The 16407-nt window shown below is 73.0% G+C and carries 13 protein-coding genes; 2 read left to right on the top strand and 11 right to left on the bottom strand.

Annotated features, from left to right (window positions below):
* Window positions 1-147 precede the first annotated feature (147 nt).
* The 5 genes from IG78_RS0107045 to rpe all read right to left on the bottom strand — a co-directional run bounded on the left by IG78_RS0107045 (window position 148) and on the right by rpe (window position 4675).
* Window positions 148-1590 carry a GuaB1 family IMP dehydrogenase-related protein gene (locus tag IG78_RS0107045; protein ID WP_030560506.1) on the bottom strand — a complete coding sequence of 481 codons (1443 nt, stop codon included), beginning with the start codon at window positions 1588-1590 and terminating at the stop codon, window positions 148-150.
* Window positions 1591-1821: 231 nt separating this feature from the next.
* Window positions 1822-2205, bottom strand: coding sequence for a barstar family protein (locus IG78_RS0107040; protein ID WP_030560505.1), 384 nt, complete (start codon window positions 2203-2205; stop codon window positions 1822-1824).
* A 29-nt stretch (window positions 2206-2234) separates the two neighbouring features.
* Window positions 2235-2651, bottom strand: a complete 417-nt coding sequence (locus IG78_RS0107035) for a guanyl-specific ribonuclease (protein WP_030560504.1) — start codon at window positions 2649-2651, stop codon at window positions 2235-2237.
* Between the two features lie 151 nt (window positions 2652-2802).
* Window positions 2803-3855, bottom strand: coding sequence for a sugar-binding transcriptional regulator (locus IG78_RS0107030; protein WP_030560503.1), 1053 nt, complete (start codon window positions 3853-3855; stop codon window positions 2803-2805).
* 133 nt (window positions 3856-3988) lie between these two features.
* Entirely contained in the window at window positions 3989-4675 is a 687-nt protein-coding gene (gene rpe, locus IG78_RS0107025; RefSeq protein ID WP_030560502.1) for a ribulose-phosphate 3-epimerase, read from the bottom strand.
* Window positions 4676-4853: 178 nt separating this feature from the next.
* Here rpe and IG78_RS0107020 point away from each other — a divergent pair, with 178 nt between their 5' ends.
* Window positions 4854-7073, top strand: a complete 2220-nt coding sequence (locus IG78_RS0107020) for an MMPL family transporter (protein ID WP_030560501.1) — start codon at window positions 4854-4856, stop codon at window positions 7071-7073.
* A 69-nt stretch (window positions 7074-7142) separates the two neighbouring features.
* On the opposite strand, the gene IG78_RS0107015 is transcribed toward IG78_RS0107020, so the two are convergent.
* Together IG78_RS0107015 and fmt are read right to left on the bottom strand one after the other, a co-directional pair.
* Window positions 7143-8609: an RsmB/NOP family class I SAM-dependent RNA methyltransferase gene (locus tag IG78_RS0107015; protein WP_030560500.1), complete on the bottom strand. Its 1467-nt coding sequence runs from the start codon at window positions 8607-8609 to the stop codon at window positions 7143-7145.
* An 85-nt stretch (window positions 8610-8694) separates the two neighbouring features.
* The gene (gene fmt, locus IG78_RS0107010; RefSeq protein WP_030560499.1) at window positions 8695-9627 is read right to left on the bottom strand and encodes a methionyl-tRNA formyltransferase; all 933 of its coding nucleotides are present in this window, start codon (window positions 9625-9627) and stop codon (window positions 8695-8697) included.
* 422 nt (window positions 9628-10049) lie between these two features.
* On the opposite strand from fmt, the gene IG78_RS0107005 reads away from it, so the two are divergent.
* Entirely contained in the window at window positions 10050-10592 is a 543-nt protein-coding gene (locus IG78_RS0107005; RefSeq protein ID WP_030560498.1) for a hypothetical protein, read from the top strand.
* Window positions 10593-10870: 278 nt separating this feature from the next.
* Here the strand turns inward: IG78_RS0107005 and IG78_RS0107000 are convergent, their stop codons facing one another.
* From IG78_RS0107000 to rpoZ, 4 genes are all read right to left on the bottom strand, one after another.
* Complete coding sequence (locus IG78_RS0107000) at window positions 10871-13021, bottom strand: primosomal protein N' (protein WP_030560497.1); 2151 nt, start codon at window positions 13019-13021, stop codon at window positions 10871-10873.
* Window positions 13022-13228: 207 nt separating this feature from the next.
* Window positions 13229-14437 carry a methionine adenosyltransferase gene (gene metK, locus IG78_RS0106995; RefSeq protein ID WP_030560496.1) on the bottom strand — a complete coding sequence of 403 codons (1209 nt, stop codon included), beginning with the start codon at window positions 14435-14437 and terminating at the stop codon, window positions 13229-13231.
* Window positions 14438-14726: 289 nt separating this feature from the next.
* Window positions 14727-15932: a bifunctional phosphopantothenoylcysteine decarboxylase/phosphopantothenate--cysteine ligase CoaBC gene (gene coaBC, locus IG78_RS0106990; RefSeq protein ID WP_030560495.1), complete on the bottom strand. Its 1206-nt coding sequence runs from the start codon at window positions 15930-15932 to the stop codon at window positions 14727-14729.
* 191 nt (window positions 15933-16123) lie between these two features.
* Window positions 16124-16396: a DNA-directed RNA polymerase subunit omega gene (rpoZ, locus tag IG78_RS0106985; protein ID WP_003982715.1), complete on the bottom strand. Its 273-nt coding sequence runs from the start codon at window positions 16394-16396 to the stop codon at window positions 16124-16126.
* Window positions 16397-16407 lie beyond the last annotated feature (11 nt).

Genomic DNA, 16407 nt, shown 5'->3' with positions numbered 1-16407 from the left:
CCCCCCCCGGGAGCGGCGGGCGGCCCCCCGGGGGGGCCGCGGCCCGCCGCTCTAGGGGCGCGGGGCTGTGTTCATGTGCGGCTCCGCCGCGTGGGCGCGACCAGCCCCCACACCCCGCAGACAAATAACGCTCCCGCAGCGCAGCGCCTAACTCCAGCTAGCGTGCAGAGGCTTCCCCTCGGCGTACCCCGCGGCGCTCTGAACGCCCACAGTCGCCCTCTCCGCGAACTCCGCCAGAGACGCGGCGCCCGCGTAGGTGCAGGACGAGCGGACGCCCGCGATGATCGAGTCGATCAGGTCCTCGACGCCGGGCCTGGCCGGGTCGAGGAACATCCGGGAGGTGGAGATGCCCTCCTCGAACAGCGCCTTGCGGGCGCGGTCGTAGGCCGACTCCTCGCTGGTGCGGTTGCGCACGGCGCGGGCCGACGCCATGCCGAACGACTCCTTGTAGAGGCGGCCGTTCGCGTCCTGCTGGAGGTCGCCGGGGGACTCGTACGTCCCCGCGAACCAGGAGCCGATCATGACGTTCGACGCGCCCGCGGCCAGCGCCATGGCGACGTCGCGCGGGTGCCGGACGCCACCGTCCGCCCACACGTGCTTGCCGAACTTCGCGGCCTCGGCGGCGCATTCGAGCACCGCGGAGAACTGCGGGCGGCCCACGCCGGTCATCATGCGGGTGGTGCACATGGCGCCGGGGCCCACGCCCACCTTGATGATGTCCGCGCCGGCCTCGACGAGGTCGCGCACGCCCTCGGCGGCGACGATGTTGCCCGCCACGATGGGCACCTGCGGGTCGAGCGCGCGCACGGCCCTCACCGCGGCGATCATCGACTCCTGGTGGCCGTGCGCGGTGTCCACGACGAGCGTGTCGACGCCCGCGTCGAGGAGCTGCTTGGCCTTGCCCGCCACATTGCCGTTGATGCCGACGGCGGCGGCGACGCGGAGCTTGCCCTGCGCGTCGACGGCCGGGGTGTACAGGGTGGCGCGCAGGGCGCCGGTGCGGGTGAGGATGCCGGCGAGGCGGCCGTCCTTGTCCACGGCGGGGGCGTAGCGGCGGTTGGCGCCGTCCAGCTTGTTGAACGCGTCGCGCGGGTCGATGTCGGCGTCGAGGAGCACCAGGTCCTTCGACATCACCTCGGACAACTGGGTGAAGCGGTCCACGCCGGTGAGGTCGGTGTCCGTGACGACGCCGACGGGCCTGCGGTCGCCGTCCACGACGACGCCCGCGTTGTGGGACCGCTTGGGCAGCAGCGCGAGGGCGTCCGCGACGGTCTGCGTGGGGTCGAGGACGATGGGGGTGTCGAGCACGTGGTGGCGCGTCTTCACCCAGGAGATGACGTCGGTGACGACCTCGATCGGAATGTCCTGCGGAAGGACGACGAGGCCACCGCGGCGGGCGACGGTCTCAGCCATACGGCGGCCCGCGATCGCGGTCATGTTGGCGACGACCAGCGGGATCGTGGTGCCCGTGCCGTCCGGCGACGTGAGGTCGACGCCCTGGCGCGAACCCACGGCGGAGCGCCGCGGCACCATGAAGACGTCGTCGTACGTCAGGTCGTACGCGGGCTGGATGTCGTTGAGGAAGCGCACGTGCTGCTCATCCCAGTCGATCAGAGGTGGCCCCCGACAGGACAGCCGGGGGAAAAGCACGTACTTCATTGTCCCATGCCCGGGGGCCCGCGCCGCCTGGGACGATCACCCAGGCGGCCGATGAAACCCCTGGTCGGATCCTCCAAGCCGACCACGCTCCGCTTCCACCGTCCCGCACTGCGTACGCGGGTGCCGGCGGCGCGGCGCACGCGGGAGCCGGCGGCGGCGTCCTCAGTCGGTCCGCGTCGGCCCCATCACGAGCACGATCTCCAGGCCGCGCTTCTGTTCCCGCCCGTACGCGACCGCGTCGGCGAACACCTCCTGCGCGGCGGCCCAGTCGTCCGGCGCCGCGTCGGCGTACTCCCGCCACCCGCTGACGACGAGCAGTTGCCCGCGCGCGCCCCGCGCCAGGGCCGGGTCGGTCAGGCAGTCGGCGAGCGCGTCCCAGTTGCGCCCGAACCAGTCCGGCAGGGTCAGGGCGGCGGCGCACCGGTCCATGAAGGCGGCCTTGTCGCGTACGCCGTCCAGGTCGAGCGCACGCGTGGCCCAGCCGGTGCCGCGCACGGCCTCGCACACGGGCCCGAGCGGCCCGCGGACCCCGTCGTCCGTCGTCATGTCCCGACCCTCCTCGTCCTCCGCCGCCGTCATCTCAGTACCGCCCTGAAGGACGCGTAGTGATCGTCCGTGTAGTACGTCTCGTCCTCGCGGCCGGTGACGAGGCGACGGGCCCCGCGGTCGCGTTCCCCCGGCGTGCGGACGGTGTACTCGCGGTAGTAGCCGCGTGCCTGCCGCGGCAGCTCGCCCTCGAAGTTGCGGAAGACGGTGCCGTCCTTGGCGTGGGGGAAGGGCCCGCCCTCGTCGATGAGCCGCAGCGTCCGCCGGGCCGCCGCGGGCAGCCGCTCCGCCCGGACGGTCTCCATGCCGCGCGCCCACGCGGGCGTGGACACCGTATCGGCGGCGTCGCCGCTGCCGCCCTGCCGCTCCGTGCCGCAGCCCGGCAGCAGGACGGCGAGGCAGACGAGGAGGGCGCCGAGCAGACGGCCGGACGACCGGAAGATCATGCGCTCGATGCTGCCACAGCTTCCGCGGACCGGCGCGCGCCGATGCCCGCCCGCCGGTCGGCCCTCTCAGCGCCGCCCCCGTACCCGGCCCGGCGCCTCGTGCCCCGTACCCCGTAAGGAACCGCCGGTCGCCGTACCCGGCAGGGAACCGCTATTCGCCGTCCGGGTCCGCCCGGTCGAGGGCGGGCCGCGGCATCGAACCGGCCACCAGGAGCTGGTCCGCGGCCGCCGTGTCGGTGACCAGGCTCGTGACGAGTCCGGAGCGCAGCACGGCGTCGATGGCGGCGGCCTTGCGCTGGCCGCCCGCGATGGCGACGACCTCGGGGATCCGGCGAAGCCGGTCCGTCTCGACGGTGATGCAGCGCTCGCCGAGGTCGCGCCCGACCCTGCGGCCCTCGGCGTCGAAGAGGTGGGCCGACATCTCCGCCGCGACACCGAGCGAGGCGTAGTGCGCGCGCTCCTCGTCGCTGAGCATGTCGTGGACCGTGGAGATGCCGGGCTCCCAGGAGCCGATGGACACCGCCGCGACCGTGACCTTGTCGAAGTACTCGAAGGCGCGCGCGATCCCGGTCTGGTTCCGCAGCGCGCCCGCGGTCGCCGCGTCGGGCAGCAGCATCGGGGCGTAGATCGGGTGCGCGTCGCCGCCGGAGACCTGTGCGGCACGGCGCACCGCCTCCACCGAGCCGCGCTCCGCGGTCCCCGCGTCGTACACGCCCGTGAGCTGCACGACCGTGCACGGCGGCAGCACGTCGAGCGCCGCGGCCATGTGGATGGTCGAGCGCCCCCAGGCGAGGCCGAGCACGTCGCCCTCGTTGACGAGTTCGCCGAGGAGACCCGCGGCGACCTCGCCGAGGTTCTCGGGATCGGGCGAATCGTCGGCGTCGTCCGTGGGGGCCGGGGACTCCACGACGACTGCGTGCCGCAGGCCGTAGCGGGCGCGCAGCGCGTCCGAGCGCTCCGCGTCCAGCTCGGCGGGCACGCGGATCTCGATCCGTACAAGGTCACGCTCGAGAGCGGTCTCCAGGACCCGCGCCACCTTGAAGCGGCTCACGCCGAACTCCTCGGCGATCTGGATCTTGGACTTGCCCTCGAGGTAGAAGCGGCGGGCCATGGCCGCCGCCTGCACCAGCTCCGCGGGACCCATCCGCATGGCTGACCGACCCGCCGACATGGCCGACACGGCGCTCTCCTCACTGCTGTTCACCACATACGTACACCTGGATTCGCTCTTCATCCTTGCAGATCCGGCGTACCTGATCAGCCCTGATGGGCTGCGTTCACGTTCCCGTGGCCAAGCCGTCGGCCGCGTCGGGTCCCCGTCGTGCCCGCGCGGCACCTCAGTGGGCGCACGCCCACGCGGCGGTGGCCGTGGCCGACTCGGCCTGGGTGCGCAGTGCACGTACCGCCTCGGCCGGGTCGTCCGCGCCGTACACGGCCGAGCCCGCGACGAAGACATCGGCACCGGCTTCGGCGCAGCGCTCGATGGTCGTGGCCGAGACCCCGCCGTCGACCTGGAGCCACAGTTCGAGGCCGTGCTTGCTGATGAGCTCGCGGGTGCGGCGGATCTTGGGGAGCATGATGTCGAGGAAGGCCTGGCCGCCGAAGCCGGGCTCCACGGTCATGATCAGGAGCATGTCCAGCTCGGGCAGCAGATCCTCGTACGGCTCGATGGGCGTCGCCGGCTTCAGGGCCATGGCCGAGCGGGCGCCCTTGGCGCGGATCTCGCGGGCGAGGCGCACCGGCGCCGCGGCGGCCTCGGCGTGGAACGTGACCGATCCGGCGCCCGCTTCGACGTACTGCGGGGCCCAGCGATCGGGGTCCTCCATCATCAGGTGACAGTCCAGGGGCGTGTCCGTCGCCCGTGCCAGGGACTCTACGACCGGCACCCCCAGGGTGAGGTTCGGGACGAAGTGGTTGTCCATGACATCGACATGGAGCCAATCCGCGCCCTGAACGGCCCGCGCCTCGTCGGCGAGGCGGGCGAAGTCGGCGGAGAGGATGCTGGGGTTGATCTGCGCGGCCATGCCCCAAGACTGCCATGCCCGGCAGCCGTCGCCCGCCCCGGTCCCGGCAAGGCCCCGCGGGGGCGCGCGGAGGGTGCGCGAGGGCACACGGAGGCTGCGCGGGCGACCTCCCCGGTCCCGCTCCCCCCGTGCCATGCTGTCCGTCCACCGGCAGCTCGTTGGGCGGCAGGGGAGAGCCATGCCTGAGACTCGGTCACGGACCAGGCCGGACGCGGAGCGGCGGGCACGCCAGGGCGTGGCCCAACTGATCTGCGGCCCCCGCACCAAGTGGCTGGTGCTCGTGCTGTGGCTGATCGTCCTTGTCCTCGCCGCGCCCCTCGCCCAGAAGCTCGGCGACGTACAGGACAACACCACCTCGTCCTGGGTGCCGCGGTCCGCCGAGTCGACCCGGGTCCTCGACGCCGCCGCCGGGTTCAGGCCCGAGACCATGCCCATGGTCGTCGTGTACGCCCGCGAGAACGGCCCCCTGACCGGCGCCGACCGGGCCCGGATCGCGGACGGCGTCAGCGAGATCAGGCAGCTTCGCTCGCACTGGATCCGCGGCGACGAGACCCGCGGCCCGGTCTTCGACAAGACGGGCGACACGGCGGAACAGGCGCAGGCGGCGCAGGTGTATGTGCCGCTCACCATGAACAACGAGACCTGGAACGACCTGCCGGACGCGGTCGAGGACGTCAGGGAGCAGGTGGCGGACGGCGGCAGGGACACGGACGGCCTGGACGTGTACATCACCGGACCCGCGGGCGTCTCGGCCGACTTCGCCGAGGCCTTCGCCGACATCGACTCGACGCTGCTGCTCGCCGCGGGCGCGGTCGTCGTGGTGGCCCTGCTGATCACCTATCGCAGTCCGATCCTCCTGTTCGTCCCGCTGATCTCGGTCTTCGTGTCGTTGTACGGCGCGCAGGCGCTGATCTATCTCCTGGCCGAGCACGCGGGTCTGACGGTCAACGGCCAGAGCGCGGGCATCCTCACCGTCCTCGTCTTCGGCGCGGGCACGGACTACGCGCTGCTCCTCGTCGCCCGGTACCGCGAGGAGCTGCGCAGGCACGAGGACCGGCACGAGGCGATGGCCCTGGCCCTGCACCGCGCGGGGCCCGCCGTGCTCGCGTCGGGCGCGACCGTCGTCCTGAGCATGCTGGTGCTCCTCGCCGCCGAGATGAACTCCACGCGCGGGCTCGGCCCGGTGGCTGCGATCGGCGTGGCGGTGGGGCTCCTCGCCATGCTGTCGCTGTTCCCGGCCCTCCTGGTGATCTGCGGCCGCTGGCTGTTCTGGCCGGTGATCCCGCACGTCGGCTCGTCCGATCCCGCCGAGCACGGCATGTGGGCGCGGATGGGCCGCCGGATCGCCGGGCGCCCCCGGATGACCTGGGTCGCCACCTCACTGGCGCTCGCGGTGCTCGCCCTCGGCCTGATCCAGTTGCGCGCGGCCGGGATCAGCAACGAGGACGCCTTCATCGACAAGCCGGACTCCGTGACGGGGCAGGAGGTGCAGGCCGAGTACTTCCCCGCGGGCAGCGGTGACCCGATGGTCGTCGTGGCGGAGAAGGCGCGGGCCGACGACGTCCGCCGGGTGGTGGAGGGCACCAGCGGCGTCCAGCGCGGCACCGTCGGGACCCCGCCGGGCACCAGGGCGGAACACGACGGTCAGGTGCTTTTCGAGGCGACCCTCAGCGATCCGTCCGACAGTCGGGCCGCCAAGGACACGGTGGAACGGGTACGGGACGCCGTGCACGCCGTGCCGGACGCGGACGCCCGGGTGGGCGGCGGCACGGCGACGCTGCTCGACATGGACAAGGCGACCGTCCACGACGACAAGCTGGTCATCCCGCTGGTCCTCCTTGTCGTGCTGATCGTCCTCGGCGTCCTGCTGCGCGCCGTCGTGGCCCCGCTGCTCCTGATCGGCACGGTCATCGTGTCGTTCTCGGCGGCCCTGGGCATCAGCGCGCTCGTCTTCCGGCACCTCTTCGACTTCCCCGGCGAGTCCACGGACTTCCCGCTGTTCGTCTTCGTGTTCCTCGTGGCGCTCGGCATCGACTACAACATCTTCCTGACGACCCGGATCCGCGAGGAGGCGGCCCGTCAGGGCACCCGCCAGGGCGTCCTCACCGGTCTGGCCGCGACCGGAGCGGTCATCACGTCGGCGGGCCTGGTACTCGCGGGCACCTTCGCCGTCCTCGGCACGATCCCCATGGTCGCCTTCGTCGAAATAGGCTTCGCGGTCGCCCTCGGCGTCCTCCTGGACACCTTCATCGTCCGCTCGATCCTGGTCACGTCCCTGTTCCTGGACGCGGGAGCGAAGGTGTGGTGGCCACATCCACTGTCCCGCGCCGACGATCCCAGCCCACCCGCCGACGATCCCAGCCCGTCCGGCGACGATTCCAGCCCGTCCGGCGTTTGAGGACGAGGCGCGAAGCGCCGACAAACGGCACCCAAGGCCCCCCCGAACGGGGCAAGGGGGGAAGCCCCCTCACCCAGTACGCCGAATGACCGCCAGATACATCGCATCGGTGCCGTGCAGATGCGGCCACAACTGCACATCAGGCCCGTCCCCGAGCGCCGGAACCCCCGGCAGCAACTCCCGCGCGTCAAGCAACTCCGCCGCCCCCCACTGCTTGAGGACGTCGTCCACGACGGCCCGAGTCTCGGCGAGGTGCGGCGAGCACGTGGCGTACCCGACGACTCCCCCCACCCGCACGGACTCCAACGCGGAGCGCAACAGACCACGTTGCAACGGAGCAAAGCCCTCCAGGTCCTCGGGCCGCCGCCGCCAGCGCGCCTCAGGCCGCCGCCGCAGGGCGCCGAGTCCCGTGCAGGGCACGTCCATCAGGACCCGGTCGAAGGTGCCGGGCAGCCACGGCGGCCTGGTCCCGTCGGCGGCGATCACCTGGTAGGGGCCGGGGTTCCCGGTGAGTGCCTGGTCCACGAGCCGGGCCCGGTGCGGCTGCTTCTCGGCGGCGATGAGCACGGCCCCGCGCTCGGCGGCGAGCCCGGCGAGCAGCGCGGCCTTGCCGCCGGGGCCCGCACAGCCGTCCAGCCACTTCTCGTCGCGCCCCTCGACCGGCGCGTTCGCGAGTGCGAGCGCGACCAGTTGGCTGCCCTCGTCCTGCACCCCGGCCCTGCCCTCGCGCACCAGCGGGATCGCCCCCGGCTCACCGCCCTCGCTGAGCCGCACCGCGTACGGCGACCAGCGCCCCGGAAGCACCGACTCCGCGTCGAACGAGTCGAGCAGCTCGTCGGCGGTGGCCCGGCCGGGCCGTGCCACCAGCGTCACCTCGGGCCGCTCGTTGTCGGCTTCGAGCAGGTCCTCGATGCCCGCGCGGCCGCCCCCGAGGGAGTCCCACAGCGCCGACACCACCCACCGCGGATGCGAGTGGACGACGGCGAGATGGTCCTCGGCGTCCTCGTCGTAGGGCGGCGCGACCTTCTCCAGCCAGCCGTCGAGGTCGTCCTTGGCGACCTTGCGAAGCACGGCGTTCACGAACTTCGCCCGCCCGTCGCCGAGCACCACCCGCGCCAGCTCCACGGACGCCGACACGGCGGCGTGCGAGGGGATCCGGGTGCCGAGCAGTTGGTGGACGCCGAGGTTCAACACGTCCAGGACCGGCGGGTCGACCTCGCGCAGCGGCCGGTCGATGCAGGCGGCGACGATCGCGTCGTACGTCCCCTGACGGCGCAGCGTCCCGTACACCAGCTCGGTGGCGAACGCCGCGTCCCGTGCGTCGAACTTCTCAGGCCCTTCCTTCTCGCGGGCCTTGCGCAACAGCGGCGGCAGCACGAGGTTCGCGTACGCGTCCCGCTCGTCGACGGCCCGCAGCGCCTCGAAGGCAAGGAAGCGGACGGGGTCCTTCTGCGGTCGGCGGTACGGCTTGCCGGGCTTACCGGACTTACCGGACTTGCCCTGGGTGCCGGGACGCCGGTTCGGCTGGTCGTTCAAAGGTGCTCCGCTGCTGGTGGTGGGGCTAACCATGTCAGCGTACGACGCCCGCGCGCGGCCTCCCACCCGCCGGGGGGGAAGGCGGCTAGGCGCCGAGGCGCTCCCCCGAAGTGATCCGCGCCCCGCGCGCCCAGTCCGCGGCGTCCATCGGCTTCTTGCCCTGTGCCTGCACCCAGAGCAGTTCCACGGCGTACGAGCCCGTACCGACGTACAGGTTCTTCTTGCCCGCGGCGATCTCACCGGGGGCGAGGTCGGTGCGGTCCGGCACGGGCGTGGCCTGGATCAGCTTGAGGCGCTCGCCCCGGAACACCGTCCACGCCCCGGGCGCGGGCGTGCAGCCGCGCACGACGCGGTCGACGCGAAGCCCGGGCGCCGACCAGTCGATGTGCGCGTCCGCCACGGTGATCTTCGGCGCGACGCTGACGCCGTCGGCGGGCTGCGGCACGGCGGACAGGGAGCCGTCCTCGATGCCGTCCATCGTGGCGGCGAGCAGCCCCGCGCCCGCGAACGCGAGGCGGGTCAGGAGGTCGCCGCTGGTGTCCGTGTGCCGGATCTCCTCGGTGACCGTGCCGTACACGGGACCGGAGTCGAGGCCCTCCTCGATGAGGAACGTGGACGCGCCGGTGATCTCGTCGCCCGCCATGATCGAGTGCTGTACGGGGGCGGCGCCGCGCCAGGCGGGCAGCAGCGAGAAGTGCAGATTGACCCAGCCGCGGGCCGGGATGTCCAGGGCCGACTTCGGCAGCAGCGCGCCGTAGGCCACCACCGGACAGCAGTCGGGGGCGATCTCCCGCAGTCGGGCCTGGAACTCCTCGTCCCGCGGCTTCGCCGGCTTGAGCACCTCGATCCCGGCCTCCTCCGCGCGCTCGGCCACCGGGCTCGCGACCAGCCTGCGGCCACGGCCCGCGGGCGCGTCGGGGCGGGTGACGACGGCGGCCACCTCGTGCCTGCCGGAGGTGATCAGGGCGTCCAGGGCGGGGACGGCGACCTCGGGGGTGCCGGCGAAGACCAGTTTCACTGGGCGATACCTCGGTTCTCTGGGAGTCGGCGACGCACCAGTCTATGGGCCCTGCCCAGCGGAATGCCGGGGGCGTACGCAGCAGCGTGCGCCCTGTGCATATGCGCATACGCCCCGGGACCGTGACCCCTCACGACGTGACGCGTTGGTCAAGAAAGAGTTGACCACTACGGGCCGCACACGCGGCCCGCTCCTCATTCCCCATTCCCCGTTCCCCGCAACCGCACGACCTCCCCACCACCGCACGGCACTCCCCTCCGCCCACCCCTCCGCCCGCACTCCACGCCAGCCGCACGGCTTCCCCCTTTTCCAGACTTCACCCCCTTCTCCCCAAATCTGCACCCAAATCCCCGTAATCCCCATCCCCCGTCCCCTACCTCCTCCCATCCCGATCCCCCAACGCCGGTTCGAGAGGCTTGTTCATGGCCGACCACGCAACCCACGACGCCCAGGCCCGGGCCAGCCTGCATCTGCTGGTGCGGGACATCGAGCGGGTCCGCCGCCAGGTGGACGCACTGCGCACCCTCACCGCCCAGCTCGGCAACGTGTACCGCCCGCGCCGCTCCAGCCCCTCCGCGGGCTTCGTCGTGTACGGACGCGCTCCCGCCCCGACCGTCCGCCTCGCCCAGGAACTGCGGGACAGCGTCGAGACCCTTGTGACCGCGGCAGTCGACTTCGACCGCTCACTCGGCTTCTCGTGGGACGCCGTGGGCTCCGCGCTCGGCGTCACCAAGCAAGCAGTGCACCGCCGCTACGGCGCGCGCCGGGCCGCCGCACCGGCCACCGCCGAACCCGAGCACACGGCCGAGCCGGCGCCCGCCGCGGCCACCCGCACGGTTCCCCTGGGGGCACCGCTGCCGTCCGTCCCCGCGGCCCGCGCCATGCCGACCCAGCCGACAGCGGGCAGCCCCGGCCTCCGTGACGAGATGCGCCCCGGAGCCTTCCCCGGCCCACGCAACGGCTGACCGCCCCGTAAAGGGGCGCGGGGAATTGCGCGACCAGCCACGAACATGCCGCAGACGCGTCTGCTCAGTACTCAGCAGACGCGTCTGCGGCTGTTCTGCGGCCGCTCGCGCAGTTCCTCGCGCCCCTTACGGGGCGCCCCGGGCCGGGCCCCGGCCGGACGCCGGTACCGAACACCGACACCGGACGACCAGGCGCCGCAGGCGTAGGCGCCGCAGAACCGGGCGCCGCAGGCGTAGGCGCCGCAGAGCCGGGCGCCGCGGCAGCGCCCGGTTCGCCGTCAGCCGATGTCGGCCGGATCGATCCGTACCCGGATCGCGGCCTGCTGCGCCGCCCCCCGGGCCATCCGCGCGGCCTGCGCGGTCTTCAGGGCGCGGGCCAGCGCCGCACCGCTCCCCGGGGGCACCCGCACCAGGGCCCGCTCCCCGTGCTCACCGGGGGGCGCGTCCCCGGGTCTGCGGGGTCGGCCCGGCTCCGTGACGGCGGCCGGGACCGGGCCCAGGACCTCGGCGTCCGGGGGGAGTTCGACACCGCGCAGAAACTCCGTCAGGGCGTCCCGGGGCCCGGACACCGCGGCCATCCGGGAGACCGGCGGAAACCCCAGCTCCGCCCGCTCGGCGAGCTCCCGGACCGCGTGCCCCACGGGGTCCCACCGCACAAGGGCCTGGACGGGCCGTAGCGTCGGCTCGGCGACGATCACGACCGTGCCGCCCGCACCCTGGTCGCGCACCAGGGCGGCCGCGCCGATCCAGCGCCGCAGCGCTTCCTCGCCCGCGCGCAGGTCGGGGCGGCCCAGCATCGCCCAGCCGTCGAGCAGCAGCGCGGCCGCGTACCCGCCGTCGGCCACCGGCTCCGCGCCGGGGGTGCTCACCACGAGGGCGGGCGCGGCACCCACCGTGTCGAGGACCTGCTCACGCCCGGACGTCCGCACCGGCACCGCGGGAAAGGCCCGGCCCAACTCCTCGGCCGTACGACGGGCCCCCACCACCTGGGCGCGCAGCCGGAAGCCGCCGCACTCCTGGCAGTGCCAGGACGCCTCACCCCGCCCGCACCACGCGCAACTGAGCCCGCCGTCGTCGCGCGCCTCCAGCGGCCCGGCGCAGTGCCTGCACCGCGCGGGCACCCGGCACCGCTCGCACGCGAGCCGCGGCACATACCCGCGCCGGGGCACCTGCACCAGAACGGGCCCGTGCTTGAGGCCTTCGCGGGCGGCCTGCCAGGCCAGTGTGGGCAGCCGGGCGGCACGCGCGGCACCGTCACGCGCGAGGTCGCCGTCACCGACGGTCCGTACGAGCGGAGCGGCGCCCCGCACCTGCTCACGGTCGGCGGCCATGGGGGTCGCCCAGCCGCTGTCCACCAACTGGGCGGCCTCGACGGTGCAGCTCCAACTCCCCAGCAGAAAGCCGCACTTGTCCCGCGCGGCGCGCAGTTCCAGCACTTCCCGCACCTGCGGAAACGGAGCGTTGTCGTCCGCATGGCTGGAGTCGCCGTCGTCCCACACCGCGACGAGGCCGAGATCGCGCACCGGGGCGAACATGGCCGCGCGGGTGCCGACGACCGCGCGCACGGCACCGCGGCGCACGGAGAGCCACTCCCGATAGCGCCGCTCCTGCCCAGCGTCGGCGGTCAGGAGGGCGTGCCGCCCCTCACCGAGCCGCTCGCGCAGCGCGGCGTCGACGCGCGCGGCGGGCCTCCCGGCAGGAACGACGACGAGGGCGCCGCGGCCCGACGCGAGGGTGGCCTGCACGGCGACGGCGATCTCGTCGGCCCACTGCGGCCCTGGCAGCGCGGTCCAGACGGCGCGGGGGGCGCCGCCCGCGGCGAGGGACGCCACGAACTCCGCGCCGCGCCGGTACCGCTGCCATGACGCGGGTTCGGGCGCGGGCGGCGGCGGGGCGGGGGCGGGTGAGGGCCGGGACTCGGCACGGGCGTGGCGGGGCGGGACCGCGAGTTGCAGTACGTCGGCGAGGCTGCCCGCGTACCGGTCGGCGACGGCGCGGGCGAGGCCGAGCAGTTCCCCGTCGAGTACGGGCTCGGGCGAGACGACCTGGGCGAGGGCGGCAAGGGGCCCGTTGTAGTCCGACTCGGCGCACCGCTCGACGATGAAGCCGTCGATGAGCCCACCGCCCTCGCGCCGCCCCCCGCGCACGTTCCGCGACCCGGCCCCGAACCGCACCCGCACCCGCACCCCGGGCTGCGCGGCCTCGTCGAGCTCCTTCGGCACGGCGTAGTCGAAGTACCGGTCGAGGTGCAGCACCCCCTTGTCGACGACGACCCGCGCCACCGGCAGCCCCTCGGCCAGCTCGGCCCCGCGCCACGTACGCGGCTTCGCCTTGGGCGTCCTGGCCTTCCGCACACTCTCCCGAATGAGCGCAAGCTGCTCGGGCACGGCACCCTCCGCACCACCCGACCGACCGTCCTCGCTGCTCACAGCCAAATTCCTACCAGACGGGTCTGACACCGCGGGCCGCGGCCGCCCCGGCCGCCGGACGGGCGCACCGCCCTCCGGGTTTTCGTCCGGTCCGCCAGGACACGCGTGGCCGCCCGAGCCCCTGCTCGCTCACGGAAAAGACCGAGGCCCGGCCCTCCCTCTGCCGAAGGAGTGCCGGGCCTCGAGCCCTTGCTGATGCGTTCGCGTCTACAGGCCGACAGCCTTCCGCAGCGCCTCCACGCGGTCCGTGCGCTCCCACGTGAACTCGGGCGCCGAGCGGCCGAAGTGGCCGTACGCGGCGGTCTGGGAGTAGATGGGGCGCAGCAGGTCGAGGTCGCGGATGATCGCGGCCGGGCGGAGGTCGAAGACCTCGCTGATGGCGGTCTCGATGCGGTCCGTGTCGACCTTGGCGGTGCCGAAGGTCTCGACGAACAGACCGACCGGCTCGGCCTTGCCGATCGCGTACGCGACCTGGACCTCGCAGCGGGAGGCGAGACCGGCCGCGACGACGTTCTTGGCGACCCAGCGCATGGCGTAGGCGGCGGAGCGGTCGACCTTGGACGGGTCCTTGCCGGAGAAGGCGCCGCCACCGTGGCGGGCCATGCCGCCGTACGTGTCGATGATGATCTTGCGGCCGGTGAGGCCGGCGTCGCCCATGGGGCCGCCGATCTCGAAACGGCCGGTGGGGTTCACCAGGAGGCGGTAGCCCTCGGTCTCCAGCTTGATGCCGTCGTCGAGGAGTGCCTTCAGCTCGGCCTCGACCACGAATTCGCGGATGTCGGGCGCGAGGAGCGAGTCCAGGTCGATGTCGCTCGCGTGCTGCGAGGACACCACGACGGTGTCGAGGCGGACGGCCTTGTCGCCGTCGTACTCGATGGTGACCTGGGTCTTTCCGTCGGGGCGCAGATACGGGATGGTGCCGTTCTTGCGGACCTCGGAGAGGCGGCGGGACAGGCGGTGCGCGAGGTGGATCGGGAGCGGCATGAGCTCCGGGGTCTCGTCGCAGGCGTAGCCGAACATCAGGCCCTGGTCGCCGGCGCCCTGCTTGTCCAGCTCGTCCTCATCGCCCTCGACCCGCTTCTCGTACGCGGTGTCGACGCCCTGCGCGATGTCGGGCGACTGGGCGCCGATGGACACCGAGACACCGCAGGATGCGCCGTCGAAGCCCTTCTTCGACGAGTCGTACCCGATCTCGAGGATCTTGTCGCGCACGAGCTGCGCGATCGGCGCGTACGCCTTGGTCGTGACCTCACCGGCGACGTGCACGAGGCCGGTGGTGATGAGCGTTTCGACGGCGACCCTGGAGGTCGGGTCCTCGCGCAGGAGCGCGTCGAGGATGGTGTCGCTGATCTGGTCAGCGATCTTGTCGGGGTGACCTTCGGTCACAGACTCCGAGGTGAAGAGACGGCGGGACACATCGCTCCCTGTGGTTGCAGCGGCTGCTGGCTGATCATTGGTGGACGGGCCGAGAGCTGCGCTCGGCGTCGTCCACGACCAGTTTATCGGTCACACTCCGCCGTGTGGTCACTTGTCTCGTCAGACGAGCCCTGTGACCTGCGGCACTGCATTGTGCGTCACGACGATCCGTCTCCACCAGAGGGCCTCTCGCCCTGTTTCGTCGCGTTTGAGCCCTCCGGCGGAAGAAAGGTGATCTTCACCGCACTTCCGGGCGGGACCCATGTCACACGAGAGGCGCCGGACGGCATCACGCCAGGCGCTGGACGACCAGGTCCCAGACCGTGTCCGCGAGGTCTTCCTTCGGCCCGTACGGCACGGGGGTCTCGCTGCCGTCGGCACCGAGCACCACCGCCTCGTTCTGTTCGGAGCCGAACGTCTTGCGCTCCCCGACCTCGTTCACGACGAGCAGGTCGCAGCCCTTGCGGGCGAGCTTCGCTCGTCCGTTGGCCAGCACGTCGTCCGTCTCCGCGGCGAAGCCGACGACGACCTGGTCCGCGCGGGGGCGGTCGCCCGCGATCTCGGCCAGGATGTCGGGGTTGCGGACGAGGGCGATCGGGGCGGGCTCCTCGCCGTCCTTCTTCTTGATCTTGCCGGTGGCGTACGTCCCGGGGCGGAAGTCGGCCACGGCGGCGGCCATCACCACCGCGTCGGCGTCGGCGGCGGCCTTGAGCACGGCCTCGCGCAGTTGCACGGCCGTGCCGACGGGCACGATGTCGACGCCCGCGGGGTCGGGCAGGGCGGTGTTCGCGGCAAGCAGGGTGACGCGGGCGCCTCGGGCCGCGGCGCTGCGGGCGAGGGCGTAGCCCTGCTTCCCCGAGGAGCGGTTGCCGAGGAAGCGCACGGGGTCGAGGGGCTCGCGGGTGCCGCCCGCGCTGACGACGACATGGCGTCCTGCGAGGTCCTGGGCCGGCCGGTCGCCGCGCGCCAGGACACGGCGTACGACCTCGAAGAGCTCGGTGGGGTCGGGGAAGCGGCCCTTGCCGGTGTCGACGCCGGTGAGGCGGCCGACCGCGGGCTCGACGACGAGGGCGCCGCGGCGCCGCAGGGTGGCCACGTTCTCCTGGGTGGCGGGGTGCTCCCACATCTCGGTGTGCATGGCCGGGGCGAAGACGACCGGACAGCGGGCGGTGAGGAGCGTGTTCGTGAGCAGGTCGTCGGCCAGGCCGTGGGCTGCCTTGGCGAGCATGTCGGCGGTGGCGGGCGCGACGATCACGAGGTCGGCGCCCTGTCCGATGCGTACGTGCGGGACCTCGTGGACGTCCGACCAGACCTCCGTGGAGACCGGGTGCCCGGACAGCGCCGACCAGGTCGCGGCGCCGACGAAGTGCAGCGCGGACGCGGTGGGGACGACGCGTACGTCGTGGCCCGACTCGGTGAGCCTGCGCAGCAGCTCGCACGCCTTGTAGGCGGCGATCCCCCCGCTGACCCCCAGAACGACCTTCGGCTTGTCCACCGTGTCCACCGTGCCTCCCCGCACTCGGCCCCGCACTCCATCGCATACGCCTCATCCGGATGACCGGAGGCGTACGGCTCCATGACACACATGACACACCAAAGGCCCGGGAGGTGCTTCCCCGGCTGAACCTGGGAGGCACCCGCTGCCGGGCCCGTGGTGAACGTACTGCTGCTGCTTACTGCGGCTCGTTACTGCGCCGGGCCCTCGACGGCCTCGGACGTCAGCAGGCCCGCGTTGATCTCGCGGAGCGCGATCGAGAGCGGCTTCTCGTGGACGTGGGTGTCCACGAGAGGGCCGACGTACTCGAGAAGGCCCTCGCCGAGCTGCGAGTAGTACGCGTTGATCTGGCGCGCGCGCTTGGCGGCGTAGATCACAAGGCTGTACTTCGAGTCGGTTGCCTCGAGCAGCTCATCAATCGGCGGGTTGATGATGCCCTCGGGCGCGGTAATGGAAGAGGACACTCTCTGCCTTC

Origin of the sequence: Streptomyces aureocirculatus, assembly GCF_000720475.1 — a bacterium.
Taxonomy (GTDB): domain Bacteria; phylum Actinomycetota; class Actinomycetes; order Streptomycetales; family Streptomycetaceae; genus Streptomyces; species Streptomyces aureocirculatus.
The sequence above is the reverse complement of the archived record's forward strand: the minus strand, read 5'-3'. Positions and strand labels throughout refer to the sequence as shown.

Coding starts and splice junctions, on each gene's coding strand:
- IG78_RS0107040 (WP_030560505.1), bottom strand. CDS start 2,205: ATGACGACGGACGACGGGGTCCGCGGGCCGCTCGGGCCCGTGTGCGAG.
- IG78_RS0107020 (WP_030560501.1), top strand. CDS start 4,854: ATGCCTGAGACTCGGTCACGGACCAGGCCGGACGCGGAGCGGCGGGCA.
- rpe (WP_030560502.1), bottom strand. CDS start 4,675: ATGGCCGCGCAGATCAACCCCAGCATCCTCTCCGCCGACTTCGCCCGC.
- IG78_RS0107035 (WP_030560504.1), bottom strand. CDS start 2,651: ATGATCTTCCGGTCGTCCGGCCGTCTGCTCGGCGCCCTCCTCGTCTGC.
- IG78_RS0107005 (WP_030560498.1), top strand. CDS start 10,050: ATGGCCGACCACGCAACCCACGACGCCCAGGCCCGGGCCAGCCTGCAT.